13 protein-coding genes and 1 pseudogene are annotated in these 15,793 nt (G+C 67.1%); 4 read left to right on the top strand and 10 right to left on the bottom strand.

Features of this window, described 5'->3' with window-relative positions:
- Nucleotides 1-1,983 (bottom strand): transglycosylase SLT domain-containing protein (locus AC1DJN_RS13825; protein ID WP_032975397.1); only part of this gene is annotated, 1,983 nt, incomplete at its 3' end.
- A 151-nt stretch (nucleotides 1,984-2,134) separates the two neighbouring features.
- Between AC1DJN_RS13825 and AC1DJN_RS13820 the strand changes: the two genes are divergently transcribed.
- Nucleotides 2,135-2,542, top strand: a complete 408-nt coding sequence (locus tag AC1DJN_RS13820) for an ExbD/TolR family protein (RefSeq protein WP_025878672.1) — start codon at nucleotides 2,135-2,137, stop codon at nucleotides 2,540-2,542.
- Between the two features lie 369 nt (nucleotides 2,543-2,911).
- The gene (locus tag AC1DJN_RS13815; protein WP_478039327.1) at nucleotides 2,912-5,776 is read left to right on the top strand and encodes a TonB-dependent receptor plug domain-containing protein; all 2,865 of its coding nucleotides are present in this window, start codon (nucleotides 2,912-2,914) and stop codon (nucleotides 5,774-5,776) included.
- A 79-nt stretch (nucleotides 5,777-5,855) separates the two neighbouring features.
- Here AC1DJN_RS13815 and fhuE read toward each other — a convergent pair whose 3' ends face one another.
- From fhuE to AC1DJN_RS13800, 3 genes are all read right to left on the bottom strand, one after another.
- Nucleotides 5,856-8,015 (bottom strand): ferric-rhodotorulic acid/ferric-coprogen receptor FhuE, encoded by a 2,160-nt coding sequence (gene fhuE / locus AC1DJN_RS13810; RefSeq protein ID WP_032975399.1) that lies wholly within the window; start codon nucleotides 8,013-8,015, stop codon nucleotides 5,856-5,858.
- Nucleotides 8,016-8,197: 182 nt separating this feature from the next.
- On the bottom strand, nucleotides 8,198-8,767 hold the full coding sequence (locus AC1DJN_RS13805; RefSeq protein WP_032975400.1) for a M23 family metallopeptidase: 570 nt from the start codon (nucleotides 8,765-8,767) through the stop codon (nucleotides 8,198-8,200).
- A 43-nt stretch (nucleotides 8,768-8,810) separates the two neighbouring features.
- Nucleotides 8,811-9,284, bottom strand: a complete 474-nt coding sequence (locus AC1DJN_RS13800) for an Lrp/AsnC family transcriptional regulator (protein ID WP_025878668.1) — start codon at nucleotides 9,282-9,284, stop codon at nucleotides 8,811-8,813.
- A gap of 72 nt (nucleotides 9,285-9,356) precedes the next feature.
- Here AC1DJN_RS13800 and AC1DJN_RS13795 point away from each other — a divergent pair, with 72 nt between their 5' ends.
- Complete coding sequence (locus AC1DJN_RS13795) at nucleotides 9,357-10,232, top strand: EamA family transporter (RefSeq protein ID WP_025878667.1); 876 nt, start codon at nucleotides 9,357-9,359, stop codon at nucleotides 10,230-10,232.
- Between the two features lie 192 nt (nucleotides 10,233-10,424).
- Here the strand turns inward: AC1DJN_RS13795 and AC1DJN_RS13790 are convergent, their stop codons facing one another.
- The 4 genes from AC1DJN_RS13790 to AC1DJN_RS13775 all read right to left on the bottom strand — a co-directional run bounded on the left by AC1DJN_RS13790 (nucleotide 10,425) and on the right by AC1DJN_RS13775 (nucleotide 13,691).
- Complete coding sequence (locus tag AC1DJN_RS13790; RefSeq protein WP_032952088.1) at nucleotides 10,425-11,192, bottom strand: endonuclease/exonuclease/phosphatase family protein; 768 nt, start codon at nucleotides 11,190-11,192, stop codon at nucleotides 10,425-10,427.
- Nucleotides 11,193-11,214: 22 nt separating this feature from the next.
- Nucleotides 11,215-12,030: a thiol:disulfide interchange protein DsbA/DsbL gene (locus AC1DJN_RS13785; protein ID WP_025878665.1), complete on the bottom strand. Its 816-nt coding sequence runs from the start codon at nucleotides 12,028-12,030 to the stop codon at nucleotides 11,215-11,217.
- 106 nt (nucleotides 12,031-12,136) lie between these two features.
- Complete coding sequence (locus AC1DJN_RS13780; RefSeq protein ID WP_032975401.1) at nucleotides 12,137-12,787, bottom strand: thiol:disulfide interchange protein DsbA/DsbL; 651 nt, start codon at nucleotides 12,785-12,787, stop codon at nucleotides 12,137-12,139.
- A 106-nt stretch (nucleotides 12,788-12,893) separates the two neighbouring features.
- A complete protein-coding gene (locus AC1DJN_RS13775) occupies nucleotides 12,894-13,691 on the bottom strand; it encodes a c-type cytochrome (RefSeq protein ID WP_025878663.1) in 798 nt (265 codons plus the stop codon).
- A gap of 155 nt (nucleotides 13,692-13,846) precedes the next feature.
- Between AC1DJN_RS13775 and yihA the strand changes: the two genes are divergently transcribed.
- Nucleotides 13,847-14,449: a ribosome biogenesis GTP-binding protein YihA/YsxC gene (gene yihA, locus AC1DJN_RS13770; RefSeq protein WP_025878662.1), complete on the top strand. Its 603-nt coding sequence runs from the start codon at nucleotides 13,847-13,849 to the stop codon at nucleotides 14,447-14,449.
- A 94-nt stretch (nucleotides 14,450-14,543) separates the two neighbouring features.
- Here the strand turns inward: yihA and AC1DJN_RS13765 are convergent, their stop codons facing one another.
- Both AC1DJN_RS13765 and AC1DJN_RS13760 read right to left on the bottom strand, forming a co-directional pair.
- Nucleotides 14,544-15,518, bottom strand: a complete 975-nt coding sequence (locus tag AC1DJN_RS13765; RefSeq protein WP_442251457.1) for an MBL fold metallo-hydrolase — start codon at nucleotides 15,516-15,518, stop codon at nucleotides 14,544-14,546.
- Nucleotides 15,515-15,793 (bottom strand): annotated as a pseudogene (locus tag AC1DJN_RS13760) (hypothetical protein); the annotation flags it as partial. The gene AC1DJN_RS13765 and the pseudogene AC1DJN_RS13760, both read right to left, overlap by 4 nt.

The following is a 15,793-nucleotide window of genomic DNA, read 5'->3' as shown; positions in this document are numbered from 1 at the left end:
ATCGCCGCCCTGGTCGGCGTTGGCGGCGCAGGTGAAGGCCTTGCGCTTGTCCACCAGGCGGCCCATCAGGCGGTCGCTCAGCGGCAATGCGTCGCCATTGAGTCGCCAGTCGTAGATCACGCTGAAGGCCAGCACGCGGGCGACATACTCGCGCGTTTCCTTGTAGCTGATGGTCTCGATCCACAGGTCCGGATCGAAGCCCGGGCGCTGGGTCTGCCAGCGTGCGGTCGGCGTCGGGCCCGCGTTGTAGGCGGCGATGGTCACGTAGGGCAGGCCGTCGTACTTGTTCATCAACTGCCGCAGGTACGCGGTGCCGATGGCGATGTTGGTGTCCGGGTCGTACAGGCTGTCAGCGCCGCCGTAGCCGGTCAGGCCGATGGACCTGGCCACGCCGGCGCCGGTCGCCGGCAGTACCTGCATCAGGCCCATCGCATTGGCAGGCGAACGCGCGCGCGGGGTGAAAGTGCTTTCGGCGCGGATCTCGGCGGCCACCCAGGCCGGGTCGATGGCATTGCGTGCTGATTCACGGCGGATCGTGGCGTCGTGGTGCAGCGGGAAGCGCAGGTCGTACAGGCGTTGCTCCTGCGGCTGCTTGCCGAGCGCGAACACCGCGCGGTCGAACCAACCGTTGTCCTGCGCCACGCGCACGGCGAGGCGACGCTGGGTGTCATCGAAGCGCGACAGCGCATTGTTCCATTCGGCCACCGCCCAGCCGGCGCGGTCGATCTGGTAAAGCGCCATCGCCCGCTGGATGGCCGGATCGCGGGCCACCGCAGCCTGCGCCTGCGCGCTGTCGTTGGGCTTCCACGGGCACAGCGTGTAGGGCTGCTGCAGCTTGTCCGCAGCGAGGAAGCCATGGAAGGTCGGTGCGCGCGCGGCTTCGCGGAACAGCGGCTGCGCCTGCTGTGCCTGGCCGGTCTTTTCCAGCATGCGGCCTTCGAAATAGCGCCAGCGCGAATCGTTGCGCTGGGTCGGGCCCATCTTGCGGATCGCCGCCAGCGTCGCCGGCCAATCGCCGCGCGACATCGCTTCGCGCGCGCGCCATTCGTGCAGGCGCTCGTCATAGGCCGCATCGGGCACGGCATTCAAACGGCGAGCCGAGTCGGGCAGGTACGACGCCACCGTCCACAGGGCGATCTGGTAACGCACCTGGCCCTGCTGTTCGGCGCTCAGGCCCAGCGCCTGCGCGTACTGCGGCAGCTGCTGTTCGGTAGCATCCGGGTCGGCCTTGGCCAGCTTGGCCAGGCCGTCGGTGGCGATGCGCCGGCTGCGCTCGTTGCGCGGCCAGTTCAGGGCGCTGGCATTGGGCTTGTCGACGAAGGCCGCGTAGGTGTTGGCCAAGGCCAGATCACTGGCCGGCAGGCCGCGCGCGGCCGAACGCATCACCGCCGGCTGCTGTGCATCGGCAGCGGCATCGATGCGTTCCCAGCGCAGCGCATCGCTCATGCCACCCTGCGCCTGCAGCACGGCGAACACGGCGTCGCAGGCATCGGGCAACGACTTGCCGTTCTTGCGCCACAGATCCTGGGCTTCACCGATCCACTGCGGGTCCAGCTTGCCGGTGGCCTGGCGCGCTGTCAGCTGCGCACAGCGCAGGCCGAGGTTGTCGGTGGGAGCCCAGTTGGCCAGCAGCGTCGGCCAGTCCTGGCGGCGCGCGACAGAGGGCAGCCAGGCGCTGCGGAAGCTGTTGGCCACGGCCTGGCCCTGATAGCGCTTGAGGAAGGCCTGTGCCTGCGCCGTATCGACGGTGTCGATGTTGCGCCGCAGGTTGGCGAACTCCAGCCAGCCATACGCGGGATGGCGGCTGAGCGCGGCGGCCTGGCCGGGATCGAACTGGCCACGTTCGGCGGCGGCGATGGCGGCCTTCAGCTGGGCGTTCTGGGCATCGAGGGACTGGGCACTCGCGCAGCCGATCAGCAGCGTGGTGGCCAGCGGGAGCAGGGACAGGGCGGTCGAAGATCGTCGGGTCATGGCGACCAGCATAGCGGGCAGTGGCTGAATTCAGTTTCGCATTGTGTACACGGCCGAAGACGGCAACGACAGCTGAATGATGGTGGGATCCGCACTGCCGCGAGGGCGGTTGTGCGGCGTAGGTTTGGGCTGGGGCGACCGGCCCTGCTGCAGGGAGCGGCACATGGCATTCAGTAGCGCAGGAAGAAGCGGCCCGCTGGCGGACATCAACGTCACGCCACTGGTGGATGTAATGCTGGTGTTGTTGATCATCTTCATCGTGACCGCGCCGATGTTGTCGCGGCCGATCAACGTGCAGTTGCCGCAGGCCACCGATCGCGTGGTGGATCGCCCCGAACCGCCGCCGCCGATCGAGCTGCGCCTGGATGCGTCCAGTCAGTTGAGCTGGGACGGGCAGCCGATGGCCATCGGTGATCTGCAGTCGCGCCTGCAGGCGCAGGCCAGCGAGCATGCCGGTAACCTGCCGGAGCTGCGCATCAGCACCGATCCGTCGGCCGAGTACGACGGCATGGCCAAGATCCTGGCCGCCGCCGAAGCCACCGGCATGCAACGCATCGCGTTCGTGCAGTGAGTGGATCACGGGTGCGGCCTTCCCAAGGGAAGGCCGCACGTGTACCGGTAGCGCGGGGTCATACCCGGCGGCAGACCTGCGATGCGCGCCGGGCTTGGCAGAGACCTCTTCGACACTTCGCCGGGCWTGGCCCGGCGCTACCGTGACCCCGGCGGGAATGAGCCAGCGCTACGGCGATGTTGTCGTACGCGCATTCTGGTGAATACGTAGGCAAATGACGTTATCTGCTTTCAGAATCGTCAAATTCGCGTGAAAGAGTGTCGGGCATCACGCCGCGATGTTTACCGCTTGTTTACAAAGGAGACGCTGCCGCCATGCAGGGGGGAGCGCGGCAGTCCATGTCCCGACATTCCTTTGGAGAGAGAGCGAATGAATTACCTGCATCACCGCCCCTTGGCGGTTGCCGTCGCGCTGTGCGTGACCGCACTGGCCCCGTTGGGGGCTGCTGCCCAATCGGCCACCACCGACCTGGATCGCGTCGAAGTCACAGGTACCCGCATCAAGCGCGCTGAAGTGGAAGGCCAGGTGCCGGTCCAGACGCTCAACCGCGCCGACATCGAACGCACCGGCCTGACCTCGATCGGTGAAGTGCTGCAACAGCTCACCGGCTCGGGCTCGGCGCTCAATGCCAAGTTCAATTCGTCGGGCAACTTCGGTTTCCCACCCGACGGCAGCGGCGTCGGCGCGGGTTCGGCGCAGGTGGACCTTCGCCATCTCGGTGCCAAGCGTGTACTGGTGCTGGTCGATGGCATCCGCTGGGTCAATGAATCCTCGGCCTCGGGCGTGGGCTCGGCCACCGACCTCAACACCATCCCGCTGGCGATCGTTGAGCGCATCGAAGTGCTGGAAGACGGCGCATCGTCGCTGTACGGCTCCGATGCCATCGCCGGTGTGGTCAACATCATCACCCGCCGCGATTTCGATGGCGGCCAGGTGACGATGAACTACGGCCAGTATGGCAAGGGCGATGGCACGCAGAAGGGCGTGGACCTGGCCTGGGGCAAGAGCGGCGACCGTTACAGCCTGTTCCTGGGGGCAAGCTGGACCAAGCAGGACCCGGTGTATGCGAAGGACCGCGAGCAGTCGCGCTTCCCGATCCCCGGCACCGGCCTGGCCTTCGGCAGCGGCGGCATTCCGCAGGGGCGCTTCGCCTTCGTCGATCCCAACACCGGTGCCGAACAGGACATCGTGCCCAACACCGGCGTGAGCAGCCCGCGTTACGACGGCAGCGCCGGCTGCAACCGCACCGACGACTACCACTGCTTCACCAGCGCCGATCGCTTCAACTTCGCCGAATACAACATGGTGCTGACACCGTCGGAGCGTAAGGGCCTGTTCGGCCAGTTCCGGTTCGACATCACCGACAACGTGCAGTGGTACGTCAAGGCACTGGGCAACCGCCGCGAGTCGACCAACCAGGCCGGCCCGGAGCCGCTGTTCTTCGGCCCTGATGGCGCCACCGGCAATCCGCTGGCCGACAACATCGTCGTCTCGGCACTGAACCCGTACAACCCGTTCGGCTTCGACCTGGTGTCGTCGGGCAACATGAGCCTGATCGGCCGCCGCCCGGTGGAAGGCGGCGCGCGCGTATTCGAACAGCAGGTGGATACCACGTACTTCGCCACCGGCCTGGTCGGCAACTTCCAGGCCGCTGACCGCAGCTGGTACTGGGACGTCAACGGCATGTACAGCAAGAACAAGGCCGAGCAGACCAACTACGGCAGCTACGACATCTACAACGTCAACATGGCGCTGGGCGATCCTGCGGTGTGCGCGGCCACGCCGGGCTGCGTACCGCTGAACATCTTCGGTGGCGCCGGTTCGATCACCCCGGACATGCTGCGCTGGATCCAGCCGGTGGTGCGCGACCGCAGCCAGAACGAGCTGAGCCTGTTCACCGCCAACCTGTCCAGCGATCTGTTCACCCTGCCGGCCGGCCCGGTGTCCTTCGCCACCGGTCTCGAACATCGCAAGTACAAAGGTTCGTACCAGCCTGACCCGCTGACGGTGATYGGCCACTACAACGGCGTACCGTCGCAGCCGACGTCCGGCTCCTACGACGTCAACGAAGCGTACCTGGAGCTGAGCGTGCCGATCTTCGCCGACTCGGCACTGGGCAAGAAGCTGGACCTGAGCCTGGCTGGCCGCTACTCGGATTACTCGACCTTCGGTGGCGAGTTCACGCCCAAGTACGGCCTGCGCTGGCAGGTGACCGATGACTTCGTGCTGCGTACCACCTACGCCGAAGGCTTCCGCGCACCGTCGATCGGCGAGCTGTACGGCTCGGCTGCGCGTGCTGACCTGCAGTTGTTCGATCCCTGCTCGGTGGGCCTGGGTGGCACACCGCCACGTGGCAGTGCGGCCAACTGCGCATCGCTGGGCGTGCCGACCGGCTTCCAGCAGGCCAACTCGCAGATCTCGGTGACCACCGGCGGCAACCGCGAGCTGGAGCCGGAGCGGTCGCGCAGCTTCAGTGCCGGTTTCGTGTGGAGCCCCTGGTTCGGCAACGATGCATCGTGGTCGGAGCGCTTCGACGTGGAAGTGACGTTCTACCGCCACAACATCGATGGCGCGATCCAGGCGATCAACGCGCAGACACAGCTGGACCTGTGCGTGGATACCCTGGACCCGATCTACTGCGACGGCATCACGCGTGCCAGCACCGGTGCGGTCAGCAGCTTCAACAACCGCCTGACCAACCTGGGTTCAATCAAGACCGACGGCTGGGATGTGGATCTGTTCTGGACCCTGCCGCAGAGCTCGATCGGCCAGTTCAAGCTGGGCTGGAAGAACACSTTYGTSGGYCGYTAYGARGCCACCGGYGCGGCCGGCCAGCGGCAGCCGCAGAAGCCCGGCGTKGAAGTGGCTGACAGTTCGATTCCGGAATGGACCAGCAACGCCAGCATCGGCTGGACGCTGGACAACTGGAGCGCCAACTGGACGGTACGCCACATTTCCGAACTGACCGAAGACTGCGGTGACGCCGTGGCGTTCCCGGTGTGCAGCAACCAGGCCGCCGGCACCAACACGCTGTCGGCCACCACCTTCCATGACATGCAGGTGGGCTACAAGATCGACTGGAYGAAGGGCCTGCAGCTGACGGCGGGCCTGAACAACGTGTTCGACAAGGACCCGCCGATCTGCCTGTCGTGTTCGTTGAACGGCTATGACGCCTCCACCTACGACATCCCGCGTGGCCGTTACTGGTACCTGCGCGCGGACCTGCGGTTCTGATGTGGGTACAGCAGCGCCGGAGAGATTCCGGCGCTGCTGTTGCCGCGGTAGCGCCGGGCCATGCCCGGCGACGTTTTCTTCAGAACGACCAGGTAAACGTCAGCGAGCCGTTGCGACCATCGCCATACGCACCGTAGCCATTGATCTGCGAGAGGTACTTCTTGTCCAGCAGGTTGTTGAGGTTGGCCTGCACGCTGAACTCCGGCGAGATGCGGTAGCGCACGAAGGCGCTGACCAGTGCGTAGCCGCTCTGCTCGATGCGGCCATAGGCCGGCACCGGGTAGTAGATGCGGTTCTGCCAGTTGGCACCGCCGCCGACAGTCAGTTCCTGCAGCGACTGCGGGGTGTAGCTGGTGAACAGCTTCAGCGCGGTCTGCGGCAGGTTGGTGTTGATGTCGGCATCGTTGGCATCCTTGGCCACGTAACGGGAGGCGCCGAACGTGGCGTTCCAGCCCGGTGCCAGTTCGCCGTTGAGCTCGAACTCGAAGCCACGGCTCACCGTGCCGCGTGCGGCGCGATAGGCGAATTCGTTCTGGCTGCCGGGCACCGGCTCGCCAGTGATCTGGCCGACGTTGTCCTGTTCGATGCGGAACACCGCCAGCGAGGCATTCAAACGGTTGTCGAACCAGGCGCCCTTGACGCCCACTTCGTAGCTTTTGCCATCCACCGGGTCCAGATAGCTGCCGTTGCGGTCCTTCAACGTCTGCGGCTGGAAGATCTCGGTGTAGCTGGTGTACGTCGAGTAGGTGTCGTTGATGTCGAACACGAGGCCGGCATACGGCGTGGTCACCTTGTGCTCGCGATCTGCGCCTTCGCCCTCGCTCTTCCAGTCGGTGTAGCGCGCGCCGATGATCAGCTTCAACGGATCGGCCAGCGACAGGCGTGCGGCGGCATAGCCGGCCTTCTGGGTGATGGTGCCCTCGCTGGCCAGCGCCAGCGGGTTCCAGTTCGGCTCGCTGATGTTGCCCGTCCAGTTCAGGTAACTGGCGAACGGGTCCCAGCTCTGGCCGGCGCCGCCGACCTGGTAGTCGCCGTAGTTGGCGTAGTCGCGCTTGTTGTAGCTCAGCCCGGCCATGAACTGGTGCTCGCGGCCGAACAGCTGGAACGGACCATCAACATAGCCATCGACACCGGTGACCTTGCGCTCGGTGTTGTAGAAGCCTGCGGACGGCGAAATGCCTGCACCGGTGGTCTTGTCGAAGTTCGAGGCGCCGGTGGTCCAATCGTTGTACGCAGGGTAGAACAGCTTGTCGTCGGCCTTGGTCTGGTCATGCGTTGCGCCGATCTTGAACTTCCAGCCGTTGCTGAAGGCGTGCTGCAGGGTGGCGAACGCGCGCTTGCTGGTGGTGTCCCAGTAGGTCCAGTTCGGGCTGGCGTTGAACGATTCGTCGTACGGGGTCGCGCTGCCGTCGGAGTACAGCATCGGGAAGCCACCCCAGGTCGCGCCGTTGGCGCGCTTCTGCTGGTAGTCGTAGCCCACGCTGAGCTGGGTATCCGGGGTCAGGTCGGCGTCGATCACCGCATAGCCCAGCGTCTTGCGCTGGTTGTAGCGGTCCATCTGCCCATCGGTGTCCAGGTAGCTGCCGATCACCCGGCCGCGTACGGTGCCGCTGGCGTTGAGTGCGCTGCCCACGTCCACGGTGGTGCGGGTGCGGCCCCAGCTGCCGACGTTGACCGACACGCTGCCGGTCAGTTCGGCGCTGTCGGCGTGCTTGCGGATCAGGTTCACCGAGGCGGAAGGATTGCCGGCGCCGCTGAGCAGGCCGGTGGCGCCACGCACCACTTCCACGCGGTCATACAGGGCCAGGTCCAGGCCGGAGTCACCGTAGCTCCAGTTCTGCACCATCTGCGTGGGCAGGCCATCGAACTGGTACGCATCGATGTAGAAGCCGCGCGCATAGAACTCGGTGCGCTCGCTGTCGGACTGGGTGCTGGTGACGCCGGTGGTGTTGCCCAGCACGTCGATGATGTCGTCCAGCTGCTGATCTTCGATGCGCTGGTGGCTGATGATGCTGACCGACTGCGGGATCTCGCGCGGCGCCAGGTCGAAGCGGGTGCCGGCCGAGGTACGGCGCACCGAATAGCCTTCGGCGCGCTCGCCCTTTACTACGACCTTGTCGAGGGTGGTCGGGTCGGTGGCGGTTTCGGCGAAAGCGGTGGGTGCGACGGCGCAGAGCGCGACGAGCACGGCAACGGACAGCCGCTGCGGCTGCGGGGTACGGAAGGCGGGACGGATCATGCGGATTCCTGCAACGGGCACGCGCGTTCGGCCGTCATCCAGGAGTCGAGGCGCTACGGGTAGGGGAAGGGCGGGCAGGCCGTCCTGGCACCACCGGAAACGAAAGAAATGGTAATACGAACTATTCCYATTTACAAATCATGAGCAAACGCGTGCGGCCTCGCGGCTCGGCTCGGTTGCCGTCAGCGGGTGCTCTGCGGTTGCAGCAGCGGCAGCGGGTCCCGCGCGCCGTCGGCGCCATAGATGCCCCAATGCAGATGGGGCGGCGTGCCCTTGGCGTTGCCGCTGTCGCCAACATGGCCGAGCAGGTCGCCGGGTTGCACCACCTGGCCGCGCGCCAGGCCATCGGCCCAGTCTTCCAGGTGCGCGTAGTAATAGCGCTCGCGTCCCGGCCCGATCACCCAGACCTGGCGGCCACCGAGTCCGCTGTCGCGGATGTCGGCGACAACGCCGGGGGTAGCGCTGCGCACCGGCGTGCCGCGCTTGCCGAAGATGTCGATACCCGCGTGCGTGCGGTCGCGCCCGCGCGGTGCGCCGAAGGTATCGGCGATCTGCCGGGGCCGCACGCCGTCCACCGGCACCGGCAGTTGCGTGGCCGGTGGCATGCGCGAGAGTGTCCACAGCATCTTCGGTGCGGCAGCCCACGGGCTGTTCCAGAAGGCCATCGCCGCGATGACCAGGATCAGCAGGAAGGCGCCACGCAGCAACCAGCGGCGCAGGCGTCTGGCGTTGGAGGGGGAAGCGGTGTTCATGCGTCACCAGTGTAGGAGCAGGACAGGCTCGACGGCATCTGCGTCATGTCAGCGGCACGTCGAACCCGCGCTTCAACGTGCCCAGCGCCACCGACGTGCGGAAGCGCTCGATGTTGTCATCACCGCCGAACAAGCGCTCGGTGATCGCCTCGTATTCCTCCATCGATGCCGCCGAGAGCAGCAGCAGGAAATCGCCGTCGCCGGTGATCGAGTAACACTGCTGCACGGCAGGGTCGTCCTGCACGCGGCGGCGGAACGGGGCGACCTTCTCGCGCTGTTCGCTGACCACGCGCACCTCGACGATGATGGTCAATGGCCGGCCGATTTTCGCAGCGTCGATCACCGCCACGTTGGCGGCGATCACCCCGCTGTCCTGCAGGCGCCTGATCCGCCGCTGCACCGCCGGCGTGGACAGGTGCACGGCTTCGGCGATCTGCCGCTGCGGCAGGGTGTTGTCCTGCTGCAGGAGGGCGAGGATGGCGCGGTCGAAGCTGTCCAGCACGGGGGCGGTGGCCATGGTGAGCAGAAGTTGCACGGACGGGCCGTCAATTGAGCCAAGTGCTCGCCGCCGACGCAATAGACTGGCGGCATGCAGACTTCTCGAATCGCGCCGATGTTGCCGGCGCTGGCGGTGCTCGGCTCGGTCACCGCACTGGCCATTGGTACCTCCTACGCCAAGCAGCTGTTTCCGTTGATCGGCGCGCAGGGCACCAGCGCGCTGCGCGTGGGCTTTTCGGCGTTGTTGCTGCTGCTGTTCTGGCGGCCATGGCGCTGGAAGACCAGCCGCGTGGATGCGGTCACCATCCTGCGCTACGGCCTCACCCTGGGCCTGATGAACCTGTTGTTCTACATGGCCTTGCGCACGATCCCGTTCGGCATCGCGGTGGCCATCGAATTCACCGGCCCGTTGACGGTGGCGATGCTGTCGTCGCGGCGGCCGATCGATTTCCTGTGGGTGGGTTGCGCGGCGGTCGGGCTGCTGTTGCTGCTGCCGATCGGCGGCGGCCCGGCACTGGACCCGGTGGGCGTGCTGTACGCCATGGGGGCGGCAGCGTGCTGGGGCCTGTACATCGTGTTCGGCAAGCGCGCCGGCCACCTGCACGCCGGGCATTCGGTGTCGCTGGGGCTGCTGGCCGCGTCGCTGGTGGTGGTGCCGGTGGGCGTGGTGCATGCCGGCGCGGCGTTGCTGGAGCCGAAGATCCTGCTGGCCGGGCTGGTGGTGGCGCTGGTGTCCAGCGCGATCCCGATGTCACTGGAAATGATGGCGCTCAAGCGCCTGCCCAAGGAGACCTTCGGCATCCTGATCAGCATGGAACCGGCGGTGGCCGCGCTGTGGGCGATGCTGCTGCTGCATGAGCACCTGCATGGCCTGCAGTGGCTGGCCATCGGCTGCACGGTACTGGCCTCGGTGGGCAGCACGATGACCGCACGGCGGTTGAAGGTGCCGGTGGCGCAGGCGGGGTAGCGCTGGGCCATGCCCGGCGGAGAGCGTGCGGACCAACGGTCCGCACCCACCAGGTCAGCCTGCCAACGGTCCGCACCCACCAGCTCAGCCTGCCAACGGGGTCCGCACCACCAGGGCAGCTTTCCAACCAAGGTTGGGCCCTTACCAGGGGCGGTAGCGCCGGGCCATGCCCGGCGAGCGCAGCGGCAGGGCTCAGCGCAGGGCGTCGGCCGGGACGTCGATTGCCATCGCCAAGGCAAGATGGTCGGAGAACGCAGCGGGCACCGCTTCCACGGTGCGGGTCTGCAGGCCGCTGCTGACCAGGATGTGGTCGATGGCGCGGTCGGGGCGCCAGCTGGGGAAGGTCGGCACGATGCAGCCGGGCGGCTGCAGCCGGGTCTTCTGGTACAGCACCTGCATTTCCGGACGTTCGGCCAGGCAGTTGAAGTCGCCCATCAGCACCGCATTGGGGTGGTCGGACAACAGCTCGGCAATGAAGCCGAGCTGGGCCATCCGCGAACCGGCGCCCAAGGACAGATGCGCTACCGCAACGGCCAGGCCATCGCGGCCATCGCCGAACTTGGCCAGCAGCACGCCGCGCCCGCCGATACGGCCGGGCAGGGCGTGGTCCTGCACTTCCACCGGTTCCAGCTTGCTCAGCAGGCCGTTGGCGCTGGAGGCGACGCCACCCATGCGCCGGTTCGGCTGGTGGCTCCAGTAATTGAAGCCGGCGCGTTGGGCCAGGTAATGGGTCTGGTTGGTGAAGCCCGAGCGCAGGCTGCCCGGGTCGGCCTCCTGCAGGCCGACGATGTCATGACCGCGCGCCAAAGTGGCAATCGCGTCAAGGCTGCTGCGCTTGCGACCCGCCGGCAGCGCATGTGACCAGCTGCGGGTCACATAGTCGCTGTAGCGGCGGGTACTTGAGCCGGCCTGGATGTTGGCCGTCAGCAAGCGCAGGGTCCGTGTTGTGGGGGAAGTCACGGCCGGGAAAACGTCTCTTTGATCAGTGAGCCTGGGCCGCACCGCGTTCGCGGGCGATCAGGTGGTCGGCAATGCGCAGCATGTCCGGGAAGCTCTTGCCCTTCACCAGGTACTTGCCGTTGACGATGATCGACGGGGTGCCGCTGATCTGGCTGCGCTGGGCGAACTGCTTGGCCGAGTTGGTCTTGGCATTGACCGCGAAGCTGCCCATGGTGGCGGCGAACTGCTTCGGATCCACGCCGTAGGCACCATAGAACTTGGCGATGTCATCGACCGAATCAGCACCGCGCTCGCCCTTCAGGGTCTTCTGCGAGTGGATGGCCGAGTACAGCGCTTCGTGAGTCTTCTCCTGCACGCCCAGGGTCTGTGCGGCGTAGAAGGCACGGGCGTAGTTGTCCCAGGTGCCGCCGAACATGGCCGGCACGTAGACGAAGTTCACATCGCTCGGCAGGCCAGCCTTCCACGGGCCGACCAGCGGCTGGAACGCAGCGCAGGCCGGGCAGACGTAACCGAAGATCTCGACCACTTCGACCTTGCCGGCGGCCGGCTGGAACGGCTGGCCGTTCGGGATCAGCTGGTAGTCGGCGCCTTCCACCGGGGCCGGGCCGGTCAGCGCGGCGGTGGTCGGGGCAGGTGCAGCGCTGGCAGCGGTCTTGTCACCTTCGGCAGCCGGTGCAGCGGCTTCGCCGCCTGCGGCCGGCGCGGCCGGTTCGGTGCTGGCCGGGGTCGCTGCCGGTTCTGCCGGGGCGGAGGTGTTGGTGGTGCCATCGTCGGCCTTGCAGGCCGCCAGGATCGGCAGCAGCGCTGCGAGGGCGAGGGCGGCGAAACGGGTCTTCATGGAAGCGTCTCCAGCATCTGGAAAGGTGGGGCCGGCGTCAGGCGCCGGCCAGAGGGAAATGATGACATGCGGCGGCGACAGCGCCGTGTCGATGGTGTGTGTTGGTTCAGCGGCCGCGGGCGGCGCGGGCCTGGGCGATCAGCGCCGAGGCGATGCGCAGCTGGTCGTCGAAGCTCTTGCCACGGACCAGGTACTGGCCATTGATGATGATGGCCGGGGTGCCAGGCACCTGGGTGCGCTGGGCGAAGGCACGGGCGGCATCGACCTTCTTCTGTACCGCCTCGCCGCGCAGGGCCTGCGTGTAGCGCTCCGGGGCCACGCCGTAGGCCTTGTAGAAGTTGGCGAGCTCATCGGCCGAGACGTTCTGCATCGGCAGCGTGCCGTCATCGTGCAGGGCCTTGAACACAGCGGCGTGGCTGCGCTTGGCCACGCCCACTTCGTCGGCGGCGTAGTAGGCCAGTGCCCAGGCATCCCAGGCACCGCCGAAGGCGGCCGGGACCGGGGTGAAGCGCACGTCGGCCGGCAGCTTGGCGGCCCAGGCGGCCAGCTGCGGTTCGAAATGGGCGCAGTGCGGGCAGGTGTAGCCGAACACCTCGACCACCTCGATCTTGCCGGCCAGCGGCTGGAACGGGCCAGGCTGGGCGATGCGCTCGTAGTCTTTGCCTTCGACCAGCGGGGCGTTGGCGGGGGTGGCGGCGCAGGCCGCCAACGGCAGCAGCACCAGCAGGGACAGCAGAAGGCGGGGAATCAACCTCATCGACACGCATCTCCGTTGAAAATGACAACGCCGGCGCAGCCGCCGGCGTGAAGGAAACATACCGCAGCGACGGGCCGTCGTGGCGACCGGCGCCGACCAGTGGCGGTCAGGGGGCGGCAGCCGGTCGCGTCGAAGCGCCTTCGGCGGCGAGATCGTCGGCCTTGTTGTGCAGGCCCTGCAGGTAGCTGGAAAGGGCCTGCACCTCCTGCTCGGTCAGCTTCTGCGCCACCGTGGCCATGATCTGGAAGTGCGCCTTGTCGGTCTCGTTGGTCTGTCCGGCCTGGTACTCCTGCAGGCGCCGGGCGACATAGCTGGCGTGCTGGCCGCCGATGTGCGGGTAGGCCGGGCCGGGGTTGCCGGCGCCGCTGGGGCCGTGACAGGCCATGCAGGCCGGCAGCCCGCGCTGGGCATCGCCGCCGCGGTAAAGCTGCTGGCCGATCTGGTAGAACTTCATGCCCTTGTACGGGCCCTCGGCCACCGGCGTGTCGTCGGCGATGCCGGCGTTGGCCTTCTGCGTGGCGAAGAACGCGCCGATGTCGCGCATGTCCTGCGGGGTGAGGTTCTGCACGAAGGGCACCATCGCCACGGCGGCGCCGGAACTGCGCTGGCCATTGGCGATCAGGGCCATCTGCTGGGCGACGTAGCGCTCGCTCTGGCCGGCGATGCTGGGATACATCTCCACCGTGGAATTGCCATCGGCACCATGGCAGGCGGCACACGCGGTGGCCTTGGTCTGGCCGGCCTTGGCGTCGCCCCAGGTGGTCTTGCTGAAATCCACCTCGAGCGAGGCGGTCTTGATCGGGCCGTTGTCGGGCAGCGGGGTCAGCGTGGTCTGCGCAAAGGCAGCAGCGGCAACAACGGCAGTAGCAAGGGCGGATACGGCAAGAACGCGAGCGTGGCGCATGCTGAAGCTCCGTATGGACCGGCCGGGCGGCGGCGGCCGGCATCGCCCGGATTATCAACGCCGTTTCCTTGCACGGTCAACGCAGCAGTGCAGCATTTTCCCGCTGGAAGGCCCCGGGCCGGGCGCGCGGCGCCGCAACATGCGATCCTATGCGCATGTCATTGCTCATCGAACGCGCCCAATACCACCTCTCTGCCCACAACATGGGGCAGCTGCCGCCCGATGAAGGTTCTGAAGTGGCCTTTGCAGGTCGCTCCAACGCCGGCAAGTCCAGCGCGCTCAATGCGCTGACCCGCCAGAACAGCCTGGCTCGGGTCTCCAAGACGCCTGGCCGGACCCAGCAGCTGGTGTTCTTCCAGGTTACCCCGGACGCCCATCTGGTCGATCTGCCCGGTTACGGCTACGCCAAGGTGCCGCTGGACCTGCAGGCGCACTGGCAGGCCTTCATCGACCGCTACTTCCGCACCCGCGAGGCCTTGAAGGGGCTGGTGGTGGTGATGGACATCCGTCATCCGCTGAAGGACTACGACCGGCAGATGCTGGCCTACGCCGTGCAGCGTGGCCTGCCGGCGCATGCGCTGCTGACCAAGGCCGACAAGCTCAGCCGCAGCCAGCAGATGCAGACCCTGCAGAAGGTACGCAAGGAACTGCATTCGTCGTTCGGCGATACGGTGAGTGTGCAGGTGTTCTCCGGCTCGGCCCGTACCGGCGTGGATGAAGCCCGCGGCATCATCGGCGGCTGGCTGGGGCTGGAATAAGGCGCTCCGCTGCGCTCGCCGGGCATGGCCCGGCGCTACCCTGATGTTTTCCGTCACCGCGATGCGGTAGCGCCGGGCCATGCCCGGCGGCACATCATTTCAGTGGCGAATATTCCGCCGGTACCCATGCATAGGCCTTGCCTTCGCTGCGCACGTGCCCCAGGCCGGGGAAGGGCAGGTGCGCGCCAGCAACCCACCAGCCCTTGGCGGTGGCTTCCTGCAACAGGCTGCGACGGCTGGCCGTAGCCGCCTTGCGATCCGAATCGGCCTCGAATGCCGCTTCCGGGTGTGCGAACTGCACCGCATGGAAATGCAGCACATCGCCCCACACCAGCAGTGACTGGCCCTGGCTGTCGAATCGGTAGGACACATGCCCCGGCGTGTGGCCGTGGGTATCCATCGCCACCGCCTGCCCCGGCAGGGCGTCGCCAGGCTGGAAGGTGTGCAGGCGACCGGCGGCCTGGTACGGCGCGATCGCGTTGCGTGCCAGCGCGAAGGCAAAGCGCACGCCCTGCGGTGCCGTGGCTTCGCTGGCCGGGTCGAGCCAGTAGCGGGCATCGGCCTTGGACAGCCACACCGTCGCATTCGGATAGGCCGGCTTGCCCTGTGCATCGAGGATCCCGCACAGATGATCGGGATGGGCATGGGTCAGCAGCACTTCATCGATCTCGGCCGGGTCTACGCCGGCCGCACGCAGGTTGCCCAGCACCTGGCCCTGGTCAGGGCCGAAGCACTGCGCGGTGCCGGCATCGACCAGGGTCAGGTGCTTGCCCTGGCGCACCAGGAAGGCGTTGATCGCGGTCTGCAGGCCCTTCTTGTCTTCGGGCACATAGCGGCCTTCGAGCAGGCGGCTGACCAGCGTTGGCGGCACGTCGACCACTTCCTGCCGGCCGAGCGCAACCACGCCGTCGAACAGGGCCGTGACCTGCAGCGCACCGATGCGCTGGTGATGCACGCCCGGCACCTGCTGGGTGGGGGCGGGCGAGGTGGCCTCGGCCAGCGCGGCCAGCGGCAGGGAGGACAGGGCCAGCAGGAGGGCGGCGTGCAATGGCAGATGACGCAGGGTCATGGCGGTTCTTCTCGGTGAGTGATGGGCAGGCCCGTTGCGCACAGCGTGCCGTGTTGCGCGTGCGTGCGGCGCTCAAAGCACTGCGCGGAATGCTCAATGGGGGTTATCGGCAGGGCTGTGCCCTGCACCCGCAGAGGCAACAGCAACGGCAACGGCAACGGCCGAAGCAACAGCAGAAGCTGGTTTCCTGTGGGATGGCGGGGTGGGTCCGGTTGCGGGGGACGCTGCAAGTACGTCCATGTAAGCTCGGTCGCCGCATCCATGCGGCTCACGCC

The sequence above is a fragment of the Stenotrophomonas sp. 05L414_2 genome (genome assembly GCF_056397905.1).
The sequence above is the reverse complement of the archived record's forward strand: the minus strand, read 5'-3'. Positions and strand labels throughout refer to the sequence as shown.

What these genes read in the sequence shown, in the direction of transcription:
- AC1DJN_RS13800 (WP_025878668.1), bottom strand. Translation starts at nt 9,284, where the DNA reads ATGGCCACCGCCCCCGTGCTGGACAGCTTCGACCGCGCCATCCTCGCC.
- yihA (WP_025878662.1), top strand. Translation starts at nt 13,847, where the DNA reads ATGTCATTGCTCATCGAACGCGCCCAATACCACCTCTCTGCCCACAAC.
- fhuE (WP_032975399.1), bottom strand. Translation starts at nt 8,015, where the DNA reads ATGATCCGTCCCGCCTTCCGTACCCCGCAGCCGCAGCGGCTGTCCGTT.
- AC1DJN_RS13795 (WP_025878667.1), top strand. Translation starts at nt 9,357, where the DNA reads ATGCAGACTTCTCGAATCGCGCCGATGTTGCCGGCGCTGGCGGTGCTC.
- AC1DJN_RS13780 (WP_032975401.1), bottom strand. Translation starts at nt 12,787, where the DNA reads ATGAGGTTGATTCCCCGCCTTCTGCTGTCCCTGCTGGTGCTGCTGCCG.
- AC1DJN_RS13775 (WP_025878663.1), bottom strand. Translation starts at nt 13,691, where the DNA reads ATGCGCCACGCTCGCGTTCTTGCCGTATCCGCCCTTGCTACTGCCGTT.
- AC1DJN_RS13785 (WP_025878665.1), bottom strand. Translation starts at nt 12,030, where the DNA reads ATGAAGACCCGTTTCGCCGCCCTCGCCCTCGCAGCGCTGCTGCCGATC.
- AC1DJN_RS13805 (WP_032975400.1), bottom strand. Translation starts at nt 8,767, where the DNA reads ATGAACACCGCTTCCCCCTCCAACGCCAGACGCCTGCGCCGCTGGTTG.
- AC1DJN_RS13765 (WP_442251457.1), bottom strand. Translation starts at nt 15,518, where the DNA reads ATGACCCTGCGTCATCTGCCATTGCACGCCGCCCTCCTGCTGGCCCTG.
- AC1DJN_RS13820 (WP_025878672.1), top strand. Translation starts at nt 2,135, where the DNA reads ATGGCATTCAGTAGCGCAGGAAGAAGCGGCCCGCTGGCGGACATCAAC.